This is a genomic window from Arthrobacter sp. HMSC08H08 (assembly GCF_001807575.1).
GTDB lineage: Bacteria > Actinomycetota > Actinomycetes > Actinomycetales > Micrococcaceae > Pseudoglutamicibacter > Pseudoglutamicibacter albus.
On the sequence record NZ_KV789382.1, the window covers coordinates 41,514 to 63,420 of the forward strand.

At 60.8% G+C, this 21,907-nt stretch carries 20 protein-coding genes, 1 tRNA gene and 1 riboswitch; of the genes, 18 read left to right on the forward strand and 3 right to left on the reverse strand.

From position 1 onward, the window contains the following. The first annotated feature begins 2 nt into the window (after window positions 1–2). From gatB to HMPREF3175_RS03420, 4 genes are all read left to right on the forward strand, one after another. Window positions 3–1,496: an Asp-tRNA(Asn)/Glu-tRNA(Gln) amidotransferase subunit GatB gene (gatB, locus tag HMPREF3175_RS03405; RefSeq protein WP_070490685.1), complete on the forward strand. Its 1,494-nt coding sequence runs from the start codon at window positions 3–5 to the stop codon at window positions 1,494–1,496. A gap of 210 nt (window positions 1,497–1,706) precedes the next feature. After that, window positions 1,707–2,600: a ribokinase gene (locus HMPREF3175_RS03410; RefSeq protein WP_070490686.1), complete on the forward strand. Its 894-nt coding sequence runs from the start codon at window positions 1,707–1,709 to the stop codon at window positions 2,598–2,600. A gap of 153 nt (window positions 2,601–2,753) precedes the next feature. Further along, complete coding sequence (tpx, locus tag HMPREF3175_RS03415; RefSeq protein ID WP_070490687.1) at window positions 2,754–3,248, forward strand: thiol peroxidase; 495 nt, start codon at window positions 2,754–2,756, stop codon at window positions 3,246–3,248. Between the two features lie 150 nt (window positions 3,249–3,398). Next, on the forward strand, window positions 3,399–3,590 hold the full coding sequence (locus HMPREF3175_RS03420; RefSeq protein ID WP_035756855.1) for a hypothetical protein: 192 nt from the start codon (window positions 3,399–3,401) through the stop codon (window positions 3,588–3,590). 54 nt (window positions 3,591–3,644) lie between these two features. Here the strand turns inward: HMPREF3175_RS03420 and HMPREF3175_RS03425 are convergent, their stop codons facing one another. Beyond that, a complete protein-coding gene (locus HMPREF3175_RS03425) occupies window positions 3,645–4,553 on the reverse strand; it encodes a phosphotransferase family protein (protein ID WP_070490688.1) in 909 nt (302 codons plus the stop codon). Between the two features lie 30 nt (window positions 4,554–4,583). Between HMPREF3175_RS03425 and HMPREF3175_RS03430 the strand changes: the two genes are divergently transcribed. Continuing rightward, the gene (locus HMPREF3175_RS03430) at window positions 4,584–5,411 is read left to right on the forward strand and encodes a CPBP family intramembrane glutamic endopeptidase (RefSeq protein ID WP_083285534.1); all 828 of its coding nucleotides are present in this window, start codon (window positions 4,584–4,586) and stop codon (window positions 5,409–5,411) included. Window positions 5,412–5,453: 42 nt separating this feature from the next. Here HMPREF3175_RS03430 and HMPREF3175_RS03435 read toward each other — a convergent pair whose 3' ends face one another. After that, entirely contained in the window at window positions 5,454–6,095 is a 642-nt protein-coding gene (locus tag HMPREF3175_RS03435; protein WP_035756861.1) for a VOC family protein, read from the reverse strand. 135 nt (window positions 6,096–6,230) lie between these two features. Continuing rightward, window positions 6,231–6,346: riboswitch (SAM riboswitch) on the forward strand. Between the two features lie 88 nt (window positions 6,347–6,434). Between HMPREF3175_RS03435 and HMPREF3175_RS03440 the strand changes: the two genes are divergently transcribed. The 3 genes from HMPREF3175_RS03440 (at window position 6,435) to HMPREF3175_RS03450 (ending at window position 9,715) form a co-directional block, all read left to right on the forward strand. After that, on the forward strand, window positions 6,435–7,766 hold the full coding sequence (locus HMPREF3175_RS03440; RefSeq protein ID WP_070490689.1) for an O-acetylhomoserine aminocarboxypropyltransferase/cysteine synthase family protein: 1,332 nt from the start codon (window positions 6,435–6,437) through the stop codon (window positions 7,764–7,766). A 65-nt stretch (window positions 7,767–7,831) separates the two neighbouring features. Next, window positions 7,832–9,028 carry a homoserine O-acetyltransferase MetX gene (locus tag HMPREF3175_RS03445; RefSeq protein ID WP_070490690.1) on the forward strand — a complete coding sequence of 399 codons (1,197 nt, stop codon included), beginning with the start codon at window positions 7,832–7,834 and terminating at the stop codon, window positions 9,026–9,028. A gap of 12 nt (window positions 9,029–9,040) precedes the next feature. Next, window positions 9,041–9,715, forward strand: a complete 675-nt coding sequence (locus HMPREF3175_RS03450) for an alpha/beta hydrolase (RefSeq protein ID WP_070490691.1) — start codon at window positions 9,041–9,043, stop codon at window positions 9,713–9,715. A 36-nt stretch (window positions 9,716–9,751) separates the two neighbouring features. Here the strand turns inward: HMPREF3175_RS03450 and HMPREF3175_RS03455 are convergent, their stop codons facing one another. Continuing rightward, window positions 9,752–9,988: an RNA-binding S4 domain-containing protein gene (locus HMPREF3175_RS03455; protein ID WP_070490692.1), complete on the reverse strand. Its 237-nt coding sequence runs from the start codon at window positions 9,986–9,988 to the stop codon at window positions 9,752–9,754. A 200-nt stretch (window positions 9,989–10,188) separates the two neighbouring features. On the opposite strand from HMPREF3175_RS03455, the gene HMPREF3175_RS03460 reads away from it, so the two are divergent. From HMPREF3175_RS03460 to HMPREF3175_RS03505, 10 genes are all read left to right on the forward strand, one after another. Then, entirely contained in the window at window positions 10,189–11,577 is a 1,389-nt protein-coding gene (locus HMPREF3175_RS03460; protein WP_070490693.1) for a glycine--tRNA ligase, read from the forward strand. Next, window positions 11,574–12,512 (forward strand): GNAT family N-acetyltransferase, encoded by a 939-nt coding sequence (locus HMPREF3175_RS03465; RefSeq protein ID WP_070490694.1) that lies wholly within the window; start codon window positions 11,574–11,576, stop codon window positions 12,510–12,512. Before HMPREF3175_RS03460 ends, HMPREF3175_RS03465 begins: the two co-directional genes overlap by 4 nt. Next, complete coding sequence (locus HMPREF3175_RS03470; protein ID WP_256174152.1) at window positions 12,505–13,992, forward strand: YibE/F family protein; 1,488 nt, start codon at window positions 12,505–12,507, stop codon at window positions 13,990–13,992. Before HMPREF3175_RS03465 ends, HMPREF3175_RS03470 begins: the two co-directional genes overlap by 8 nt. Before the next feature lie 23 nt (window positions 13,993–14,015). After that, window positions 14,016–15,194 (forward strand): tRNA dihydrouridine synthase DusB, encoded by a 1,179-nt coding sequence (gene dusB, locus HMPREF3175_RS03475; protein WP_070490749.1) that lies wholly within the window; start codon window positions 14,016–14,018, stop codon window positions 15,192–15,194. Then, the gene (locus HMPREF3175_RS03480) at window positions 15,187–16,647 is read left to right on the forward strand and encodes a deoxyguanosinetriphosphate triphosphohydrolase (RefSeq protein ID WP_370977531.1); all 1,461 of its coding nucleotides are present in this window, start codon (window positions 15,187–15,189) and stop codon (window positions 16,645–16,647) included. Before dusB ends, HMPREF3175_RS03480 begins: the two co-directional genes overlap by 8 nt. 12 nt (window positions 16,648–16,659) lie before the next feature. Continuing rightward, window positions 16,660–18,597, forward strand: coding sequence for a DNA primase (dnaG, locus tag HMPREF3175_RS03485; protein ID WP_070490696.1), 1,938 nt, complete (start codon window positions 16,660–16,662; stop codon window positions 18,595–18,597). 67 nt (window positions 18,598–18,664) lie between these two features. Then, window positions 18,665–18,736: transfer RNA gene (locus tag HMPREF3175_RS03490), tRNA-Asn, on the forward strand. A gap of 111 nt (window positions 18,737–18,847) precedes the next feature. After that, window positions 18,848–19,933 (forward strand): glycosyltransferase family 4 protein, encoded by a 1,086-nt coding sequence (locus HMPREF3175_RS03495; protein WP_070490697.1) that lies wholly within the window; start codon window positions 18,848–18,850, stop codon window positions 19,931–19,933. Between the two features lie 138 nt (window positions 19,934–20,071). Beyond that, entirely contained in the window at window positions 20,072–20,908 is an 837-nt protein-coding gene (locus HMPREF3175_RS03500; RefSeq protein WP_070490698.1) for a phage holin family protein, read from the forward strand. A gap of 97 nt (window positions 20,909–21,005) precedes the next feature. Continuing rightward, window positions 21,006–21,896, forward strand: a complete 891-nt coding sequence (locus HMPREF3175_RS03505; protein WP_070490699.1) for a DMT family transporter — start codon at window positions 21,006–21,008, stop codon at window positions 21,894–21,896. The last annotated feature ends 11 nt before the right edge of the window (window positions 21,897–21,907 follow it).

Consider the following 21,907-nt stretch of genomic DNA (forward strand, 5'->3'; position numbering starts at 1 on the left):
ACATGACAGAGATTGTTGATTTCGACGAAGCCCTGACGCGCTATGAGCCAGTGCTTGGCTTCGAGGTCCACGTTGAGCTGAACACTAAAACCAAGATGTTCTCCTCAGCACCCAACGAATTCGGTGACGACCCGAACACCAATGTCAACGAGGTCGACCTTGGCCTTCCGGGCGTGCTTCCGGTGGTGAACAAAGCCGGCGTCGAGTATGCGATCCTGCTGGGTTTGGCACTGAACTGCAGCATCGCGGAATACTGCCGTTTTGCCCGCAAGAACTATTTCTACCCGGACACCCCTAAAAACTTCCAGACCTCGCAGTACGACGAGCCGATCGCTTACGACGGCTACCTCGACATCGAGCTGGACTCCGGGAAGGTCTACAGGGTCGAGATCGAACGCGCACATATGGAAGAGGACGCGGGTAAGCTCACCCACGTCGGCGGTTCCTCGGGGCGTATCCAGGGTGCATCGAGCTCGCTCGTTGACTACAACCGCGCAGGTGTGCCGCTTGTTGAGATCGTGACCCGCCCCATCACGGGTGCAGGCGCTGATGCTCCCGAGCTTGCACGCAAGTATGTTGAAGCGATCCGTGACATCGTCAAGGCCCTCGATATCTCTGATGCCCGCATGGAGCGCGGTAACGTCCGCTGCGATGCGAACGTTTCGCTCATGCCGATCGGCTCCGAGAAATTCGGTATCCGTTCCGAGACTAAGAACGTGAACTCGCTGCGCTCCGTCGAACGTGCCGTGCGCTACGAGATGTGCCGCCACGCAGGCATCCTCGATGCCGGTGAGACCGTGGTCCAGGAGACCCGCCACTGGCACGAAGACACCCGCACGACATCGTCGGGCCGTCCGAAGTCCGATGCCGATGACTACCGCTACTTCCCAGAGCCAGACCTCGTACCGATCGTCACGACCGCCGACCAGGTCGCTGAACTTCGCGAACGTTTGCCGGAACTCCCAGCCGCTAAACGTTCCCGCCTCAAGGCGGCGTGGGGCTTCTCGGATGAAGAGTTCCGCGACATCGTCAACGCGGGCCTCATCGACACGATCGAAGAGACCGAGAAAGCCGGCGCGAGCGCATCAGCTGCACGTAAATGGTGGATGGGTGAGATCTCCCGCATCGCTAACGAAGCGGAGAAGGACGTCACCGAAACCGGTATCACCCCGGCTCACGTCGTGGAGATCGAAAACCTCATCGCTGAGAAGAAGATCAACAACAAGATCGCCCGCCAGGTCCTCACACACGTCGCTGACGGTGAAGGCAGCCCGGCCGAGATCGTTGAGAAGCGTGGACTGGCCGTCGTATCTGATGACGGCGCGTTGACCGAAGCCGTCGAACAAGCGATGGCGGGTAACCCGGACGTGGTCGAAAAGATCAAGGCTGGCAACCAGAAGGTCATCGGCGCCCTCATGGGCCCGATCATGAAGGCGACCCGCGGTCAGGCTGATCCAGGCCGAGTCCGCGAGATCATCCTCGAGAAGATCAACTAGCCTCGCTTGCTCCCCGTCTCGGGATGGTGACCGTTGGTCCTCACCACGAGGCGGGGACCAGCGGTTAACGCCCTGCCACTTTAAACAGCCTGCCACTTCATACACCGCGCCAGTTCCTACATGGCGCCGTTCATACACCGCGTCAGTGTCACACACGATGCAGTTTCGAGCATCACGCAACGTAGAGCGCATCACGCAAGGAGAGCGCGCATGAGTAAGCCAACCGTCACCGTTGTGGGGTCCACCAACCTGGACATCACCGCTACCGTGCACCGCCTACCGGGGCCAGGTGAGACCCTCCTAGGGCGTACACTCGTGCATTCCCCTGGTGGCAAGGGCGGAAACCAAGCGCTCGCGGCCTCGCGAGCTGGCGCCCGCGTCCGGTTCATCACTGCCATCGGAAGCGACGATGCCGCGCGGGAGGCCCACGAACTGCTCACAGCGGATGGTGTTGACTTGAGCCACGTGCTCGTGCGTGAAGACGAACCAACAGGAACCGCGATCATCACGGTCGACCACGGGGCAGAAAACACGATCATCGTGATCGCCGGCGCTAATCAGCACCTTGATGCAGGGGCCGTGCAGGCACGCGCCCACGCTGTTGAAGGTGTGGTTGTGTTGCAGGGTGAAATCCCGGTCACGGGAATCCAGGCTGCCTTCGCGGCGGCCGAGGACCGGGTGGTTTTCAACCTCGCACCCGTCATCGACGTCCCGGCTGATCTGATCTTGCGGGCTGACCCGTTGGTCGTCAACGAACACGAGGGCGCAGGGGCGCTGAAGATGCTCGGCGGCGACCCTGAGGGGCTGAGCGATAAGGAGATCGTCCGTGAGCTCAAAGCCGCCGGAGTGCGTTCGGTGGTCATGACCCTGGGCGCAAGCGGTTCACACGTGATGGACGAGACCGGCGAACACAAGATCCCAGCTCACACCGTGAAACCCGTTGACACCACCGGTGCCGGGGACGCGTATGTCGGGGCGCTTGCTGCGCGGCTCGCGGCAGGGGACAGCCTCGCCGAAGCGGCCTCCTACGCAAGCCGTTACGCCGCCGACACCGTGACCCGTCCCGGAGCCCAAGCATCCTACGGCGTGTTGCCAGTACGCTGACAGAACCGCTGACCTCGCCCATCCGGAAAGGCTGCCCGTCCGCAGACGCTGCCCGTCCGCAAGCGCCGGAAGCGTGGCGCTGATGTCCGCTGTTGGCTAAGCCTGAGGCTAAACCCTTGCCAAATGCTGGGGCACCTCTGAAAGGATAAGGCTATGGCTACTATCGAGTTCCAAGGTAAGACCCTCAACACGGTTGGCGACCTCCCCGCTGTAGGTAAGGCCGCCCCAGAGTTCACTACCGTCAACACCGACCTTGAAGACGTAACCCTCAAGGATTACGCAGGCAAGCGCGTTGTGTTGAACGTGTTCCCGTCGATCGATACCGGGGTGTGCGCCCAGTCCGTTCGCGAATTCAATAAGCGTGCAGCGGGCCTTGAGAACACGGTTGTTGTGACTGTGTCCATGGACCTTCCGTTCGCGCTCGGCCGCTTCTGCGGTGCTGAAGGCATCGACAACGTTGTTGCGACCTCGGCATTCCGTTCGAGCTTCGGCGAGGACTACGGCATCAAGTTCGCAGACGGGCCAATGAAGGGCCTCATGGCTCGCGGCGTCATCGTGATCGACACGGACGGCACCGTGCTCTACTCCTCCCTGACTCCAAGCGTGGGTGAGGAACCAGCGTACGACGAGGTCCTCAACGTCCTCTAAACCACACACGTGCTGGCGCCCGGGGTCACAGACCCCGGGCGTTTCGCGCATCCACGCAGCAGTGCTCATCTAACAGAACTGGGCGGGCCTTCAACAGCTCAGCCGGATGCGGCAAGTAATCTCCGGAGATGAACGTGAACACCGACAACGATGGACAACAAATTTTTCGGCGCACTGTTTGGTGCCGTGATCGTCGCGTATCTGCTCTTCTTTGTCCCTAACGTGAGCCTCATCATCGGTATCACGGTCGTGTTGATGATCGCATCCTGGTGGGCGGTTGTAGCGTTCTGGCCTATTGAACCGCCAAAGAAACCGGGCGTGCGGACCTACCGCTCGAACTAGCGAGCTCCACAGTATGAGCCCCATAGCGAGCCCCACAGTATGAGCCTCAGGGGATTACTGGAGCAGCTCGCGGCATACGTGTGCGGCTTGAGCGGCCCTCATGATGCGCGGCTGGGTTTTCCTCAAAAGCCGGCCCCAGGTTTTCACTCCACCGCGCAGTGCGGCGTCAGCCACGCGAGTCAACGCCAATGACCCGTTCCACACGTGGGCTCGAGCCGCGAAGAACTCATCCGGGGCTGACGGGTCGATCACGTCTTGGCCGTGCCACAGCGATAGATGCGCCAGATTGATCGCCGGGTCCCACAAGGATGCTTTGTCCCAGTCGAGGATCCCGATCAGCTCGCCATCACGCCAGTGCATATTCCGGCCCGCTAAGTCCCCATGCACTAAACCACGCCGGAGTGAACCGCGAAGAGCGGCGCCTTGGCCCACCGCGGATCCCATGGCTTGCTCCATCTCACCCAGAGTAGCTAACACGGTAGCGGCACTTGCCCGCACATCGGGCTCAAGCGCATCGATCGCGGCATCGGCGCGGGCCTGGGTCCATTGAGGTTCTGCCTCCCAGGGCGCGCCAACCAGGCCTTCGTAGGCGCTCAACGGAACCGCCTGCAGGTCGGTAATAATCCGCCCCAACGCTGCAGGGTCGCCTTGGTGTAGCGGGTGGGCGGCACCGGGGATGAAACGTTGGATGATCCCGCCGGCGGAATCGATCGGGGAGCGGGATTCAGGGACGAGCCACGGAACATGCGGGGCAAGCGCATCTGCTAACGCGGCACGGCGGGCTTGGGCGAGCGCCTCCTCACGAGTCCGGGCCATCCGGAACACAACCTCAGGAACCGGGTCTGCCGGGATGAGAACCAGGTTCGACTTCCCAGATTCCTCAACCCGGCCAGAAACCCAATCCGCGGCAGGGTATAAAGCGTTGGCGCGTTCAACTTCTTCGCTCGTGGGTTGCCTGGCCATGCATCCAGCCTACCGAGCATAATCGGATGCATGAGTGCCCAATCCCCACACGCACACACCCCAGACGGTGACGGCTCAGCGAAGACGCCCGGCCTGGGCGAGCTGGGGGCGCCCTCGCGAAAGGCCCTGGGGTGGGAGATCGGCATCGTCCTAGCGCTCTCTTTGGGCAAATCCGGGGTGTATGCGCTCATCGACTTGCTCGACACCATCACGCGCGGCCCCATCTCCTCCGGGACCGCGGCCCTCAACACCTCAACTAGCACGCGTGAGTGGATTGATCTGCTGTATCAGCTTGCCGGCATCTTCTTTGCGCTTGCCCCGGTAGCGCTCGTGATCTACCTTGTTTCACGCTGGCCGGGCAATAAGCCTTGGCGTAGGTGGGGCATCGACGGTCAACGATGCGGTAGCGACGCCGCAGTGGGTTTCGCATTCTTCGTGCTCATCGGCGTAGGAACCCTCGCGGTATATGCAGCGGGCAGGGCGCTCGGTGTCACGACTGCTATCACGACCTCGGGCCTTCCGGACGCGTGGTGGAGCGTACCCGTGTTGCTGTTGGCCGCACTCAAGAACGGGCTGCTTGAAGAGATCGTGGTGCTCGCCTACCTGCATGAGCGGCTCGCAACACTGAAATGGACGCCCGCCGCGATCATCATCTTCTGCGCCGTAGTGCGTGGCTCCTACCACCTCTACCAAGGCATCGGGCCGTTCATCGGCAACGTAGCGATGGGCGTGATCTTTGGGCTCTACTACCTGCACAAACGCCGCATCATGCCGCTCATCTGGGCGCACTTCTTACTCGATGCGGTCGCGTTTGTGGGCTACCCGCTGCTCGCGGCATGGTTCGGGTACGGTAGCTAGCCCGCGCCGTCGGCCCTGTCAGCTCCCGCCGGGCCAACGCTGTTAGAGGGTTACGAGGCCCTTCGGGGTCTTCAACGTGACTGACTGCAGGCCCGGCATCCCGGAGGGGGAGGTGAAGTTGAATGTGACCTCGCCCTTGAAGTCTTCACCTGGGTGGCCGAGCCATTCGTCGATGCGTTCGCGGTTACCGGAGATCGTGAGTTCCACGATTTCACCGTGTGGCTCTTCAGCCCGGGATGGGTGCAGGTCCTCGAAGCTCTCGTCCCAGCGGAGGAAGTAGGGAAGCTGAGGGTCTGCGATGAGCCCGTTGATGCCGATCTGGCGCCACGTGAGCTCTCGCCCGTCGGGGAACTTACGCGAACCGGGGACCGCGCCGCGTTGCAGGCGCTCCTCGATAGGTGTGAGGTCCTCTACTGAGACGACCCAGCCCATCCATCCGCCACCCATCTCGCTTCGGGCGCGTACTGCCTTCCTGAACGGCTGCTGGAGAGTGGCCGGGTGGTCTAGTACCTCAACGACTTCGAGGTACTGGTGGTTGTGGAGGGGGAAGAACACGTTGCGTGTTCCGAAGCGTGGGTGCACGCCTCCTTTGACGTACCGGAGCCCGAGCTGATCGGCGATACGGTCTGCGGTGGTGATGAGGCCTTCTGGCCCGCAAGCGTAAGAAACGTGATCGAGCTTCATGGGTTAAATCTGACACTGTGTGAGCCACATCTCTACTTAGGTTTACCTAAGTTGAAGTCCGGCCTGTGGATCAAACCGGGTGTGGTGGGCGTTATGTGGTGCCAGTGGGTTGGCGTGTTGTAGGCTAATTGCCAAGGTCATGAGTGCCAGTGCAAAACCCCGGTTTGCTGGCCGGCAACCCTCCGTCCGCGGCGGGGTGCCCCGGGTGAGGACCTGGTCACACGGGAATGCCGCTGTGGCAAGCGCGGGCTCTGCCCGCCCGTATCCGGGCGGACGTTACGTCAAATCAACCGGTGTATGCGGGCAAGCCCCTCCTATGAATCAAGGGGTGCACTGTATATGTCGCAACAAAAGTTCGAAACTCGTCAGATCCACGCCGGCCAGACTCCAGACCCGACCACGGGTTCGCAAGCGTTACCGATCCACCTGACCAACGCGTATGTTTTCCCTGACACCGAGGCTGCTGCCAACCGCTTTGCGCTGAGCGAGCTGGGGCCTATCTATACGCGCTTAGGTAACCCGACCACCGAAGTCATCGAGAACCGCATGGCAAGCCTCGAAGGCGGCGTCGGTGCGCTGTTCGTCGCCTCCGGAATGGCGGCTACGAGCTATGCGATCCTCAATGTTGCGGAAGCCGGCGATCACATCGTCGCATCGCCATCCCTCTATGGCGGGACGCAGAACCTCTTCAAGCACACTCTGCCTAAGCTCGGTGTCGAGGTCACGTTCGTGGAAGATCCAGACGACCTGGATGCATGGCGCGGGGCAATCAAGCCGAACACCAAGGCCTTCTTCGGCGAGACCATCGGTAACCCGCGCCAAGACGTGTTCGACATCGAAAACATCGCCGCGATTGCACACGATGAGGCAGGCGTACCGCTCATCATTGACAACACGCTGGCAACCCCGTACTCGCTGCGCCCGATCGAATGGGGCGCCGACGTCGTGGTTCACTCCGCAACCAAGTACCTGTGCGGCCACGGAACCGCGATGGGCGGGGTCATTATTGACTCAGGAAACTTCGACTACACCCAACACCCGGAGCGTTTCCCGGGTTTCAACCAGCCGGATGAGTCCTATCACGGCATCGTTTACGGCCGCGATATGGGTGTTGGCTCGCCACTGGGTGCGAACCTCTCCTACATCCTGAAGATCCGCGTGCAGTTGTTGCGTGACACCGGCGCTGCGATCTCCCCAATGAACTCCTTCCTGATCGCCCAAGGCCTCGAAACGCTCTCTCTGCGTGTTGAGAGGCACATCGAGAACGCGCAGAAGGTCGCTCAATGGCTCGAAGCGCGCGATGACGTCTCCGCGACCATCTATGCCGGCTTGGAATCCTGCCCGTGGTATGAGCGTGGCCGCCACTACGCACCCGAAGGGGTGGGCGCGATCGTCTCCTTCGAGATCAAGGGAGCTGAAGACAACGAGGAAGCGGCCCGCGCCTTCGTGGACGCGCTCGAGCTGCACTCGCTTGTAGCCAACCTCGGTGACGTCCGCTCGCTCGTGGCGCATCCATCATCCACAACCCACTCCCAGCTGTCTCCGGAAGAGAAGCGAGCCGCCGGCGTGGGCCCAGGCACAGTACGCCTCTCAGTGGGCCTTGAACACGTGGATGACATCATCGCCGACCTGCAGAAGGGTTTCGACGCCTTCCACGCCGCCCGCGCCTAACTAGCGCCGGGACATTGGCATGTGGCAACGGAAGCGATAGAAACTCACGAAGCGAAAGCAGCGTTATGACGTTGGATGTACGAGAACACTCACAACACAACGCTCCCGAGAGCGATGTGAAGATCCTCCCGCTGGGCCCGCTGGATCTAGAGACAGGCGGGCACCTTCCCCAAACCCATATCGCGTACGAGGTTTTCGGCGAGCTCAACGCTGAGCGCAGTAATGCGGTCCTCGTTTTGCACGCGCTGACCGGCGACACCCACGCAGCCGACGGAACGCCGGCTAAAGATGCGCCGGCTAACGATGCGGCAGTGACCGATGCGGACGCACCGCAACCTGGTTGGTGGCGCGAGGTCGTAGGCCCGGGTAAGCCGGTGGACACCACCACGTATTGCGCAGTGGTTCCGGCAGCCTTGGGCGGGTGCTCAGGCACGATCGGCCCGGCCTCGCTGGCCGAGGACGGGCAACCCTATGGTTCGCGTTTCCCATTCGTGACGATCCGCGACATGGTCGAGCTTGAACTGCGCCTCATGCACGCACTCAACATTGAGGCGTGGCACGCCGTTGTTGGCGGCTCGATGGGCGGGGCACGTGCGCTCGAATGGGCCGTGAGCTATCCGCAACACGTCACCAAATGCGCAGTGATCGCCGCGACCGCTGAATCATCGGCCGAACAGATCGCGTTCGCGCAGATCCAAACTGAGGCGATCCGGCTCGACCCACAATTCCACGGCGGAGACTATTACAGCCACGGCAACGGTGCCGGCCCGCAGCGTGGCCTAGGCATAGCTCGCCGCCTCGCCCACGTCTCCTACCGCTCCGCTGCCGAGCTCGACCATCGTTTTGGGCGCTCGCCGCAAGGTAGCGAACTTCCGCTGGGATCTGCTGGCCGTGATGAACGCGGCCGCTACGCGGTCGAGTCGTATCTGGACCATCAGGCGCATAAGCTCGTGAATCGTTTCGATGCCAACGCCTACCTGACCCTCACTGAGGCGCTCATGAGCCATGACGTTGGTCGGGGCCGCGGGGGAGTCGAAGCGGCTCTCGCTGAGGTAGTGGGCGTTGAGTTCTTCATCGCGGCCGTGGATACGGACCGTCTGTATTATCCGCAAGAGTCCCAGCGGATCGCGGATGCGCTGCCGGGTGATGTTCCTGTGCACATGGTTTCGACCCCGGTGGGCCACGACGGTTTTCTGACCGATGGGCACCAGCTGGATGCGCCGTTCCGTGCGTTTTTGGGCCCGGTGCCGCCAAGTGCGTGACAGGATGGTTATATGAGTGAAAAGTGGGAACCGTTTGTAGTTGAACATGTGCCGGAGGGCGTGAATGAGTCTGCGCCGCTCTTGGCTTTCTTGCATGGTTTTGGCGCGGATGAACGCGACCTTCTACCTATTGCGAGCATGCTTCCGGGCCAGTTCGCTGTGATGTCAGTGCGAGCACCGCTTGCACTGGGTTTTGGCGGCTACGCGTGGTTCCCGCTTTCAAGCCAGGACCTGGAGTTCAACTCGGCTGATTACAGCCAAGTCGTGGAGGACCTGACACACTGGGTCGCTGAACGGAAGAAGCACCACGAATCGGTCACGCTACTGGGTTTCTCTCAAGGTATGGCGATGGCGACCGCGGTGGCCCGCCGTGATCCTTCCGCGGTGGACGCGCTCGTGGGCTTGTCCGGTTTCACGCTGGAACAGTTCAAGGATGAAACCGGTGCGGACTTCTTCAAAGACCAAGAGCTGGCCGCACGCGAAGAGAAGCTGCCGATGTTCTGGGGACGCGATCCGGAAGACCCGGTGATCCCGGAGCGGTTCATCGAACCGACGAACGCGTGGGCGCGAGCGAACACGGACCTCACCAAGGTCAACTACCAAGGCATCGGCCACGGAGTGGGGCAAGCAGAGATCCGCCACATCGGCGAGTTCCTGACCGCTAAAGTGCTCGGCGCCCAGGTATAGGCGCCAGGCCTGGCCGCCCGAGACTGGCCGCTGCGGCTAGGCTTCGTCTCCGCGCGCCACACGCAGCACGTAGTCGTGGAAGCCGACCACGTCGTCGAAATCTAGTTGCCGGCCTCGGCGGGTCTCGACCTCGCCGTTGACGGTTGCACTACCCTCAGCGATCTCTTCGCGTGCCTGCACACCGTCTTCAACCACGTTGGCTAGTTTCAGAAACTGGCCCAAACGGATGCCTGCGGTGCGTACGGGCACGTCAATGATCTCTACCGAACTCATGCTCCAAGGTTCTCACGCGCCGCGGATCCGTGCACGCGCGCCCGGAGCGTTTCTGAGCTGGGCGAGGATTTCGCGGTGGGCACATATTTGGGCTAGCAAGGTTCAAAACGGGCCAAAAATCAGCTCAACCGTTAGGATTGACGGCAGACCATAACGGACCGCAGCCGGCGGCCCGTATCAACCGATGGAGTTCACTCAACATGGCAGCAGCGTCCAAGCTGGATAAGGTCATTTCACTCGCTAAACGGCGTGGTTTCGTTTTCCAGGCAGGTGAAATCTATGGCGGTTCCCGCTCTGCCTGGGACTACGGTCCGCTAGGTGTGGAACTCAAGGAGAACATCAAACGCCAGTGGTGGAACACGTTTGTGCGTTCCCGTTCGGACATGGTGGGCCTGGACTCTTCGATCATTATCCCGACCCCCATCTGGCAGGCTTCCGGTCACGTAGAGACCTTCACTGACCCGCTCGTGGAATGCCTCTCGTGCCACCGCCGCCACCGCGAAGACCACCTGCTTGAGGCATACGAGGCTAAGAAGGGCCGCATGCCGGAAGAAGGTCTGGCGGAGATCGTGTGCCCTGACTGCGGTAACCGCGGCAAGTGGACCGAGCCACAACAGTTCTCGGGGCTCATGAAGACCTACCTTGGCGCCGTCGATGACGAATCGGGCCTGCACTACCTGCGTCCGGAGACCGCCCAAGGTATTTTCGTGAACTTCCTCAACGTCGTGAACTCGGCGCGCCGTAAACCACCGTTCGGTATCGGCCAGATCGGTAAGGCGTTCCGCAACGAGATCACCCCGGGTAACTTCATCTTCCGTACCCGCGAGTTCGAACAGATGGAGATCGAATACTTCACCCCGCCTGAGCAGACTTCTGAACTGTTCGATGAGTGGGTTGAGGACTGCTGGAACTGGTTCGTTGAGCTCGGTGTTGACCCGGATAACCTGCGTAAGTTCGATGTCCCTGCAGATGAGCGCGCCCACTATTCTGAGCGCACGATCGACCTCGAATACCGTTTCGGTTTCCAGGGTTCGGAGTGGGGCGAGCTTATGGGTATCGCCAACCGCACCGATTACGACCTCAAGCAGCACATCGAACACTCCAAGACGGACTTGTCATACTTCGATCAGGCCAAGGGCGAGCGTTACGTGCCGTACGTAGTTGAGCCGTCCTTCGGTTTGACCCGTTCGATGATGGCGTTCCTGGTTGATGCCTATCATGAGGACGAGGCGCCGAACACGAAGGGCGGAACCGATGTGCGCACCGTGTTGAAACTTGACCGTCGCCTGGCGCCCGTGAAGGCCGCGGTTCTACCGCTTTCACGTAACGAGAAGCTGTCCCCGCTGGCGCGTGAGCTGGCTCGCAAGCTCGGTGCGCAGTGGAACGTTGACTTCGATGACGCGGGCGCTATTGGCCGCCGTTACCGCCGCCAGGACGAGATCGGTACGCCGTTCTGCATCACGGTGGACTTCGATTCGCTTGATGACAACGCAGTGACCGTGCGCGAGCGTGACACGATGCAGCAAGAACGCGTCGCGATCGATGAGTTGCCTGCCTACCTGGCAACCCAACTGATGGGAGCTGTATGAGTGCGGCTGAGCTTGAGGGCCTAACGTTTCGCCCGTGGGCGGAAGGTGACGATCTGCGTCTGCTTGAAGTGTGGGGTGGGCCCCGCACCCCGCAGGCGCACGAAGACCGAGCCATGTTGCGGCCCTCGAGCGATGAGCCGTTCGCTCGCTGCATTGTCGCTGAACTGGATGGCGTCCCGATCGCGGCTGGCGTGGTGTATTCCTCGAGCCTGCACCCGCAACGGTATTGGTTCTATGTTGAGGTGGCTTCGGCTGAACGTCGGCAGGGGATCGGGCATCAGCTGCTTGCGCTTTTGAAAGCGGAGCTTCCAGCGGGGGCTCAGTTGAAGTCGCGTTACACATCGGCCGATGCGGGGGAGAACCCGGATGCCGATGGTGCGGCTGGATTTCTCGCAGCTGAGGGCTTCGGGCTGGTCAATAAGTCGATGCTGGTGGTCGTTGAGCCGTCCGCGTTGCCTTTGCCGGAGTTCGCTGAAGACGGGCTTGTGCTTGAAGAGGCGGCGACCGGTTCGGTTGAGCTTTCAACCACTGTCGCCGAGTTCTATAACGCCACACATGAATGGGATCCTTCAACGATGACGGTCGGGCTCACACAGACCATGTTGTTGGGGCCTCACACCGGCGCGAAGGGCGCCGTTGTGGTTCGTGACCGTGCGATGGGTGAGGGTGCGCCGATTCTCGCGTTCGCGGTCTCGTATGAGCCGGCCCGCCCGGATGCTCCGACCGAGGTGCTTCTGGGGTGGAACCCTGAGCTTGATGAGGCTCGGGCATCCCAAGCGTGCCGCGACCTCTTGGCGATGCTGGTGCATCAGTACCCGGTCCAGCTTGAGGTGGATACCGCGATGGTCCCGTTGGGCCGTGTGATCGATGAGCTTGGCCCGAAGGGTCTGGCCACGATCGTCACGACGACTCACATCGTTGCCACGGATGCGTAGAGCACGTCACCAGGGTGGTGCTGGCGGGCGTCACCGCAGCCCGCATCAGGCTGAAGGTAGCCCGCATCGTGCTGAGAACCATGCCCCTCTTGAGGTGCACGGGCATAGCCATGATGCGCCGATCGCTGATCCGCGTTTGCGGCGCCGTGCAACGATCGTTCTGACCTCGATCCTGATTCCGCTCGCATTGCTCACGATCGCCGGCCTTGTGTGGTTGTGGCCGAGCCCGAATGACCGCCCTGAGTCTTTGGGGCAACCGTATTCTGCGGCTCCAGGCGTCAGCATCGTGACGTTGCCGGTGGACAAGGTCGATTCCGAGGGCAGTTGCGCAGCCACAGAAACCCACGCCGGCCAGGTCGAGATCGAGTCGGATGCGACGTGTCGAGTCCCATACGTCACAGACCCGGAAACGGATCAGCTGGTTCCGGTGCAGATCCCACCAGAGGTTGAGAATCACGACCCGCCTGAGGTCGGGGACAAGCTGCGGGTCATGCTCATCAACACCTCCGCTGGTGAGGGAAACGCAGGCGAGGGCAACGCTGGCGCGGAACCGGGTGGAGAAGCAGGCGTGGAGCCGGGCGCTGAATCCGGTGCGGAAGCCGGTGCGGAAACGACTGCGACGTTCATCGACTACAACCGTGATTTTCCTGTCGCGTTGCTCTCGATCGTGTACGCGCTGTTGGTGATCGTGGTTGCTGGCTGGCGTGGTTTCCGTGCACTGATCGGGCTCGCGTTCTCATTCCTGATTTTCGGTTGGTTCATGTTCCCGGCCCTGCTCGCGGGTAAGCCCGCTTTATGGGTCGGGCTGGTGGGCGCGATCGCGATCATGTTCGTGGTCTTGTATTTCGCCCACGGGCTCTCAGCTCGAACTACAACAGCGTTGCTCGGTACTATCGTGGGGCTTTTCGTGACCGCCGGCATCGCGGTGTGGGCCACCGACAGCGCATCCCTGTTAGGCCAGGGGGAGGACTCCACCTATACGCTGAATCAGGTAGTTCCAAACGTTTCTTTATCAGGCATCGTGTTGTGCGGCTTGTTCATCGCTGGCCTTGGCGTGCTCAATGACGTGACGATCACCCAGGCTTCGGCCGTGTGGGAGCTTGCCGACGCTAAACCGGATGCCACAGTGCGGGAGCTATTCAGGTCCGCGATGCGCATCGGCCGCGACCACATCGCATCCACTGTGTACACAATCGTGTTCGCCTACGCGGGCGGGGCGATCGCGACCCTGCTCATGATGAGCCTGTATGACTATTCGATGCTGAAGTTCCTCACCACCGGTCACCTCGCCGAAGAGGTCGTGCGAACACTCGTGGCTTCAATCGGACTGGTCATCGCGATCCCGGTGACAACGCTGATCGGTGTGATCGTGGTCAAAGCCTCGCTCCAAGGCACCGAGCCAACACGGCGGGCCGATGTGCGGCGCGGTGGCGGTTTGCGTGGCCGGCTGACGGAGGGTCGTGGCACCATAGAATCGTGACTATTGCAAGCCCTATCGCCTCGTTGAGCACCGGTGAGACTGATCATCCGGTCAAGCTCACGTTGCCTGAGTTGCGTCTTCGGGACCTCAGGTTCGCCTCGCCAGTGGTGCTTTCGCCGATGGCGGGGATCACGAACTCGGCGTTCCGCCGTTTGTGCGCTGAATACGGTGATGGCTTGTTTGTGTGCGAGATGGTGACCTCGCGCGCCTTGGTTGAACGTACCCGGGAGTCGATGCGCATCATCAAGCATCATCCGGCTGAACGGGTCCGTTCGGTTCAGCTGTATGGTGTGGAGCCTAATACGGTGCGCGCGGCGGTCCGTATGTTGGTTGAGGAGGGGCGCGCCGACCACATCGACCTCAACTTTGGTTGCCCGGCACCCAAAGTCACGCGTAAAGGCGGAGGTTCTGCCTTGCCGTGGAAGATCGATCTGTTCCAGCGTCTGCTCACAGGCGCAGTAGAGGAAGCGCACGCGGGCAACGTTCCGCTGACGGTCAAGGTGCGCAAAGGCATCGATGACGATCACTTGACCTATATCGAGACGGGCAAGATGGCCCGCGATGTGGGTGTGGACGCGATCGCACTGCATGCCCGCACCATGAACCAGCATTATTCGGGGCACGCGGACTGGAAGGCGCTTGCGCGTTTCCGCGAGGCGCTCCCTGACATCCCGGTGATCGGTAACGGCGATATTTTCAGTGCCGAAGACGCCGTGGAGATGGTTGAGCAAACCGGGGTTGACGGCGTCCAGATCGGCCGCGGCGTTCAGGGCAAGCCGTGGCTTTTCGGTGATCTTGAGGCCGCTTTGAACGGTTCGCCGGTGCGCTACAGGCCAACACTGGGCGATGTGGCCGGTGTGTTCCGCCGCCATGCTGACCTGCTCATCGAGCATTTCGAGGATGAGTTCCGTGGCTTGCAGGATCTGCGCAAGCATGTCGCGTGGTATTTCAAAGGCTATGAGGTCGGAGGGGAAGTCCGTTCTGGGCTTGCGAGGGTTTCGGCACTCGATGAGTTGGACGATCTACTCGCCAAGCTGGATTGGGACGCGCCTTATCCGGGGAGAGCCGCGGAAGGAACACGCGGGAGAGCTGGCAGCCCTAAACGGCCGCACCTGCCGCAGAACTGGCTGGATTCCCGCTACCTCAACGATGAGCATAAGGCCATGATTTCCCACGCTGAATTGGATATTTCCGGTGGCTGAGCAGCGTTCAAAGCAAGAACAGAATTCGGTGCATCCACGTTCGCATGTGGGCGTTGCAGGTGAAGCGCTCGCCTCCATCGCCGGTTATGAGACCCACGATATGGAGCGTTGGGTTCCCGAGCCGCCTAAGAAGGCCTACCGTTCGGCGTTTGAACGCGACCGTGCCCGTGTTCTGCATTCCTCGGCGCTACGCCGGCTGGGTGCCAAAACCCAGGTTGTTGCGCCGTTTTCTGATGACTTTGTGCGTACCCGTTTGACGCATTCGCTTGAGGTCGCGCAGGTGGGCCGCGAACTCGGCGCCGCGTTAGGCTGTGACCCCAACGTCGTGGATACCGCGTGTTTGTCGCATGATTTGGGGCATCCGCCGTTTGGTCACAACGGGGAGAAGGTCCTGGACCAACTGGCTGATGCGTGCGGCGGTTTTGAAGGTAACGCCCAGACCTTGCGGTTGTTGACCCGGTTGGAGACTAAGACGTTTCGCGCCAATGGCGCCTCGGCTGGTTTGAACCTGACGCGGGCGACCCTGGATGCGACGATCAAGTATCCGTGGACGCGGCAAGAGGCTCCGCTGACGCGTGAGGGCCGTCCCACCCGTAAGTTCGGCGTGTATGCCGATGATGAGCCGGTGTACCGGTGGGTTCGTGATGGCCGCGAGGATTCAGCGACCCCGCTTGAGGCCCAAGTTATGGATTTGGCCGATGACGTCGCGTATTCGGTGCACGATGTTGAGGACGCGGTGAACGCGCATCGTTTTCAGTTGCGGTGGGTTCAGGAGAAGGCACGGCGGGCGCGGGTGATCGATTACACGCGGCGTTGGTATCTCCCGCAGACGCCTGAGGATGAGATCGATGAGGCGCTGAAGCGTTTGGAGCGTTCTGAAGAGTGGGTTCCGGTGGTCGATGGCGGCCGCCGTTCGCTGGCTGCGTTGAAGGATATGACGAGCCAGTTCATTGGCCGTTTCTGTTCTGCAGCGCTCAAGGCCACGCAACAGCGGTACGGGACGGACCCGTTGACCCGTTATGCTGCGAGCCTTGTGGTTCCGCGTGAAACCGAGGTTGAGATCGCTGTCATGAAAGGCATGGCTACCGCGTATGTCATGACGGTCGATGAGCGTCAGCCGATCTATAGCCGCCAAGCTGAGGTTCTTAGTGAGCTGGTTGAGCTGCTGTTGAAGACTGAAGGTGAATACCTGGATCCGATCTTCCGTGAGGATTACATCATGGCGGTCGATGATGCCGCACGGGTCCGCGCGGTGATCGATCAGGTCGCATCGCTGACGGATTCCTCAGCGCTTGAGTGGTATCTCACGTTGGTGCGTGGCGGGCAGTTCCCGCCCGCGGTGGGCACGCATGATTTCTTCGTCCCGGTCTCTATGCCTGAGGGGAAAGCGCCTGAAGGGCGATCACCTCAGGGGCAAACACCCGAGGAGAAGCCATCCGAGGGGAAGCCCTAGAATGGTGGCATCATGGCAGGGCTGATTAAGCGTGCGGATATCGATGAGGTCCGTGAACGCACTGATATTAAAGAGATCGTCCAGGAATATGTCTCACTGAAATCCGCTGGTATCGGTTCGTATAAGGGTTTGTGTCCGTTCCATGATGAGCGCACGCCGTCGTTTCATGTGCGCCCCCAGATGGGTTCCTTCCACTGTTTCGGTTGTGGCGAGTCCGGGGATGTCATCGCGTTTTTGATGCAGATGAATTCGACGTCGTTTGCTGAGACGGTCGAGTATTTGGCTGGCCGTGTGGGTGTCACGCTGCATTATGAGGACGGCGGTTCGGGGCCTAGCAAGGAGCAGGTGGGGCGCCGGCAGCGTCTTTTGGATGCCCACAAGGTTGCGGAGGAGTTTTTCCGCAAGCAGTTGCAGACCCCGGAGGCCCAGACGGCGCGGGAGGAACTCACGAGCCGCGGTTTCAGCGCTGAACATGCTGAGCAGTTCGGTGTGGGGTACGCCCCGCAGGGGTGGGATAACTTGTTGCGGTTGATGCGCAACCGTGGCTTCACGGAGGATGAGCTCAAAGAGACCGGCTTGTTCTCTGAAGGTCAGCGCGGTATTTATGACCGGTTCCGGGGACGGTTGATCTGGCCGATCCGTGACCTGACCGGCGCGACGATCGGTTTCGGTGCCCGCAAACTCTATGAGGATGATCCGGGGCCGAAGTATCTCAACACCCCGGAGACTGCGATCTATAAGAAGTCGCAGGTTCTCTATGGCGTGGATTTGGCACGCCGGGAGATCGCTAAGAAGAAGCAGCTCGTGGTGGTTGAGGGCTATACGGATGTTATGGCGTGCCACCTGGCGGGGGTCACGACCGCGGTTGCCACGTGCGGCACAGCCTTTGGCGCGGACCACATCAAGGTTGCGCGGCGCTTGCTTTCGGACTTCGGCTCCGGTGGCGAGGTCGTCTTCACCTTCGATGGCGATGAAGCGGGCCAGAAGGCGGCGTTGCGTGCGTTCCGTGAGGATCAGCGTTTCGTCGCCCAGACGTTCATCGCGGTGGGCCCGGATGGCATGGATCCGTGCGATGTGCGGCAAAAGCGCGGGGATGAGGCGCTGCGTGAGGTCCTGGAGCACAAGACGCCGTTGTTCGAGTTCGCGCTCAAGGCGGAGCTGAAACGACACAATCTAGGAACTGTTGAGGGCCGGGTTTCGGCGATGCGTGCCGCGGCGCCGATTATCGCCTCGATGCGGGATTCTGCGATGCGGCCTGCTTACATCCGTGAGGTTGCCGGTTGGCTTGGCATGGAGGTTGCTGAGGTCCGGCGTGCTGTGGCCCAGGCCGGACGGGGCGGCCAGCACGGCCCCGGTGGGCAGGGTCCGTATCAGCAGGTTTCAGCGCAGCGGGGCAGCGGCGGGCGCGGAATGCAGCCTCATGTGAACGGGTCGCCGCATGGTTTCTCGGGCGAGCCTGGGAGTCCTTCTGCACCGGCGGGCGTGAACATATCGGATCCGGCAACCAAGATCGAGTGGGATGCGCTTGAGGTTGTGATCCAGAATCCGCACCTGATCGATGCGGATGCGTGGTCTAAGTTTTTTGAGACACGGTTCTTGACTCCGGCGCACGCGGCGATCAAGGACGCGATTGTGGTGGCTGCAAGCATGCAGGTTTCAACGGCGGTGTGGGTTGAGACGATCCGTGAGCAGGTCCCGGAACCCTTGGCCGCCTTGGTGTCGCAGATGGCGGTCGCGCCGTTGCCTGCCTCAAACGAAGACGAGCTGCGGCGCTATTGCAAGGGGATCGTGAACCGTTTGCTCGCGATGCAGGTCAACCGGCAGAAAGCTGATCTTGCTGCAGAACTGCAACGGGTTGCTTCGGATAACCCCGAGCGGGTCGAGCAGCTGCATCGACAGCTTCTGGAGTTGGAGATGGAACGCCGCAAATATCAGTCGGGCGCGCTCTAAATCGGCAACGTATCAGGCGGTTTTGCCTTCCCTGTAAACCCCTGGTAAAGTCTTCTTCTGTTGTTGATCCCTCGTAGCTCAACGGCAGAGCACTCGACTGTTAATCGAGTGGTTACTGGTTCGAATCCAGTCGGGGGAGCTGAACTGAAACCCTGGAACCAAAGTTGTTCCAGGGTTTTTCTTTTCCAGGCCATAGCCGTTCCAGGTTGAAGCTGCTTCATGTTGCAGCTGTACGCGGGGGAGTGAGTCCGTGCAGTTGGTAGTTGATGCGCGTTATACGCGCACTGATCATCACGATGGGATTTCGCGTTTCACCGCGTCGTTGATTGAGGCGTTGGCTCGCAACCATGAAGTGCGGATGCTGATCTCGGATGAGGCTCAGCTGCCGATGCTACCGGCGGTGCCCTATGTTGTGATCAATTCGCCGACCTCGCCGCTTGAACCATTGACGTCCTTGCGAGTGAATCGTTTGCGCCCGGATGTGGTGTTCAGCCCGATGCAGACGATGGGTTCGCTCGGGCGCCGCTTCCCGCTGGTGCTCACGCTGCATGACTTGATTTACTATCAGCACCCTACTCCGCCGGGTTTCTTACCGGCTCCGGTGCGCCTGTTGTGGCGTTTGTTCCATAAGGCGTATTGGCCGCAGAGGTTTCTACTGAACCGCGCCGATGTTGTGGCTACGGTTTCTCACACGACTGCTTCGCTGATGCTCAAGCATGAGCTCACGCGTAGACCTATCCGGATTGTCTCTAACGCTTCAGCACCGATGGGTCAGCCCCGCGATCCGGCCGAAGGCGCAGCCAATGAGCTGGTCTATATGGGTTCGTTCATGGAGTACAAGAACGTTGAGACGTTGATCCGGGGGATGGCTCACTTGCCTGGCTACACGTTGCGTTTATTGTCCAAGATCAGGCCGGATAGGCGTCGTGAGCTTGAAGCGTTGATCCCTGCGGGGGCCTCGGTTGTTTTCCATGATGGGGTGAGCGAGGAAGAGTATGCCGAGCTTTTGCGGCGTGCCCGGGCTTCGGTCACGTTATCGAAGGCGGAAGGGTTCGGGATCCCGCTGGTTGAAGCGATGGGGTTGGGCACGCCCGTGGTGTGTGCTGATACCCCGATCTTCCGTGAGATAGGTGCAGACGCCGCGCTTTTTGTTGACGCGGATGACGATGCGGGCTTTGCGTCCGCTGTTCGTTCGCTTGAGAATACGCATGAGTTTGCGGCCCGTAGTGGCCTCAGCCGCGAGCGTGCTGCCCACTATTCGTGGGAGCGTTCTGCCGAGGATTTATGGCGGGCTTGCCAGGAAGCACGCACTTTATATCACGCCAAAGAGAGATGACTGAGACCTGCTTGAGAGCAGGAAACTGAAACTCATCTTTCTGAGTAAACGGTGGTAGTTTTGTACAAGGAACCACTACCAGGAACCACAAGCGATTCGCACCCGGTTTGTACCGAGTGTGCTAGGAGACCGGATTTCATGACACAGCAGGAGCAGTTGCCTCAACCGCAGAACCTGCGTCAGACCGCATCTGTGATGATGCGTTTGGCCCCTAAACAGATTAATGACGAAGTGCAGTTGACTCTGCGTCAGCTCCAGGCCAAGGGCGTTTCCTTGGGCGTTGCTGTTGCACTGCTCGCCGCAGGTTTGGGCCTTTTGGGCTTGCTGGTGATCGCACTGGTTGTCGCCGCGATCGCGGGCTTGGCAACCGTGATGCCACTGTGGGTTTCCGCCTTGCTGGTCTCTGCGTTCTTCCTGATTTTGGCTTTGATCTTTGTTCTCGTGGGTGTGACCCGCGCAAAGAACATCGTTCCTGAAGCGATCGAGATCCCTAAGAACGCGGCAACGCGCCTGCGTTATGACATGGGTGTGCTTTCGCAGGGAACCGCCTTCAGCATCGCTGAGTTTGAGCAGAAGCAAAAGGAAAAGGAAGAAGAGAAGAAGCGCAAGAAGGAAGCGTCCAAGAAGCAGACCAACCCGAACTCCCGTGAGGATCACTCGCAGACCTATTCGGAGAAGCCTTCCGAGGGCGAGTTGAAGCGCCGCTTGTCCCGCCGCCGTGAGCACTTGGCTCAGTTGCGTGACACCCTGGGACGCCAGTCCGATGTCAAGGCTCGTGTGGGCTCGGTCGCTCAGCGTACCGGCCTGGTCAGCACCGGTGGTGACTCGTATGAGGCCAACCGTGCCGCTGGCGAGAAGGTCATGCCGATCCTGGGCGCGGCCGCGGGTATCGCTACGGCTCTGCTCGTGATCCTGGGCATCTCGAAGAAGCGTAAGAAGAAGAAAGCGAAGAAGGCTGCTAAAGCCTCCAAGTAGGGCTTAGAGCAGTCTCGAATCCACGCTTTGAACATTCTCTGTGAACACTGGCAGGCCGGTAACCCCGGCCTGCCAGTGCATGTCTACACCACATAACATGGTCTGGTTAGCTGTCACGGCGGCCCTCGTATCGGCCGCGTTTCTTGCCTTGGGTACGCAGCGTCAAGCCGCGGCCGTACGCAACGCGCACGGCCGTGAGGTCAGCGGGCGGCAGATCCTGGAGATGCTGAAGAACCGCACGTGGCTCATCGGTCTTTTCTTGATGATCACCGGCGTGGTCCTCAACGTCGTTGCGCTCTCGCTCGCCCCGCTCACGGTGGTTCAACCGTTGGGGGCGGTGGCGCTGGTTTTGACGACCATCATCAACTCGTGGGACCGCAAGATCCGCATCAACGGTGCAACCTGGCGTGCGATCACGGTGTGCACGATCGGCGCGATCGGTTTCGTGCTGCTTGCGATCAAGGCGACTCACGAAACCTTCGTGACCGGTAATCAGCGTGTTCTGATCATCATCCTGTTGGGCATCAGCAGCCTGATCCTCGCGATCCTGGCCCTGGTTCACAGGCGCCATAAAGGCGGCGCCATTTTCTACATCGTCGGGGCGGGCATCCTGTTCGGTTTCACCGCGGTCCTGGTTCGCACGATCGCGGTGACGTTCCTGCACTGGGACCCGGAGATGACCTGGTGGAAGCAGGTTCCGTGGGGTGCGATGATCGCGATCGTGATCGTGGGCATCATGGGGCAGTACTTCAACCAGCACGCCTACGCATCCGGCCCGCCAGAACTCGTGGTTGCAGGTTTGACCGTGATCGATCCTATGGTGGGCGTGCTGATCGGGGTCATCATTTTGGGTGAGCTCATGCCTGGATTGCCGTGGTACATTGCGCTGGGAATGATCGCCGCGGGCGTGATCGCGATTATCGGGGTCTTGCAGCTGTCCCGGCACCATCCTGATTCGGTGGCCCCTGAGCGCACCGAGGTTCGATAGAAGGTTCGATA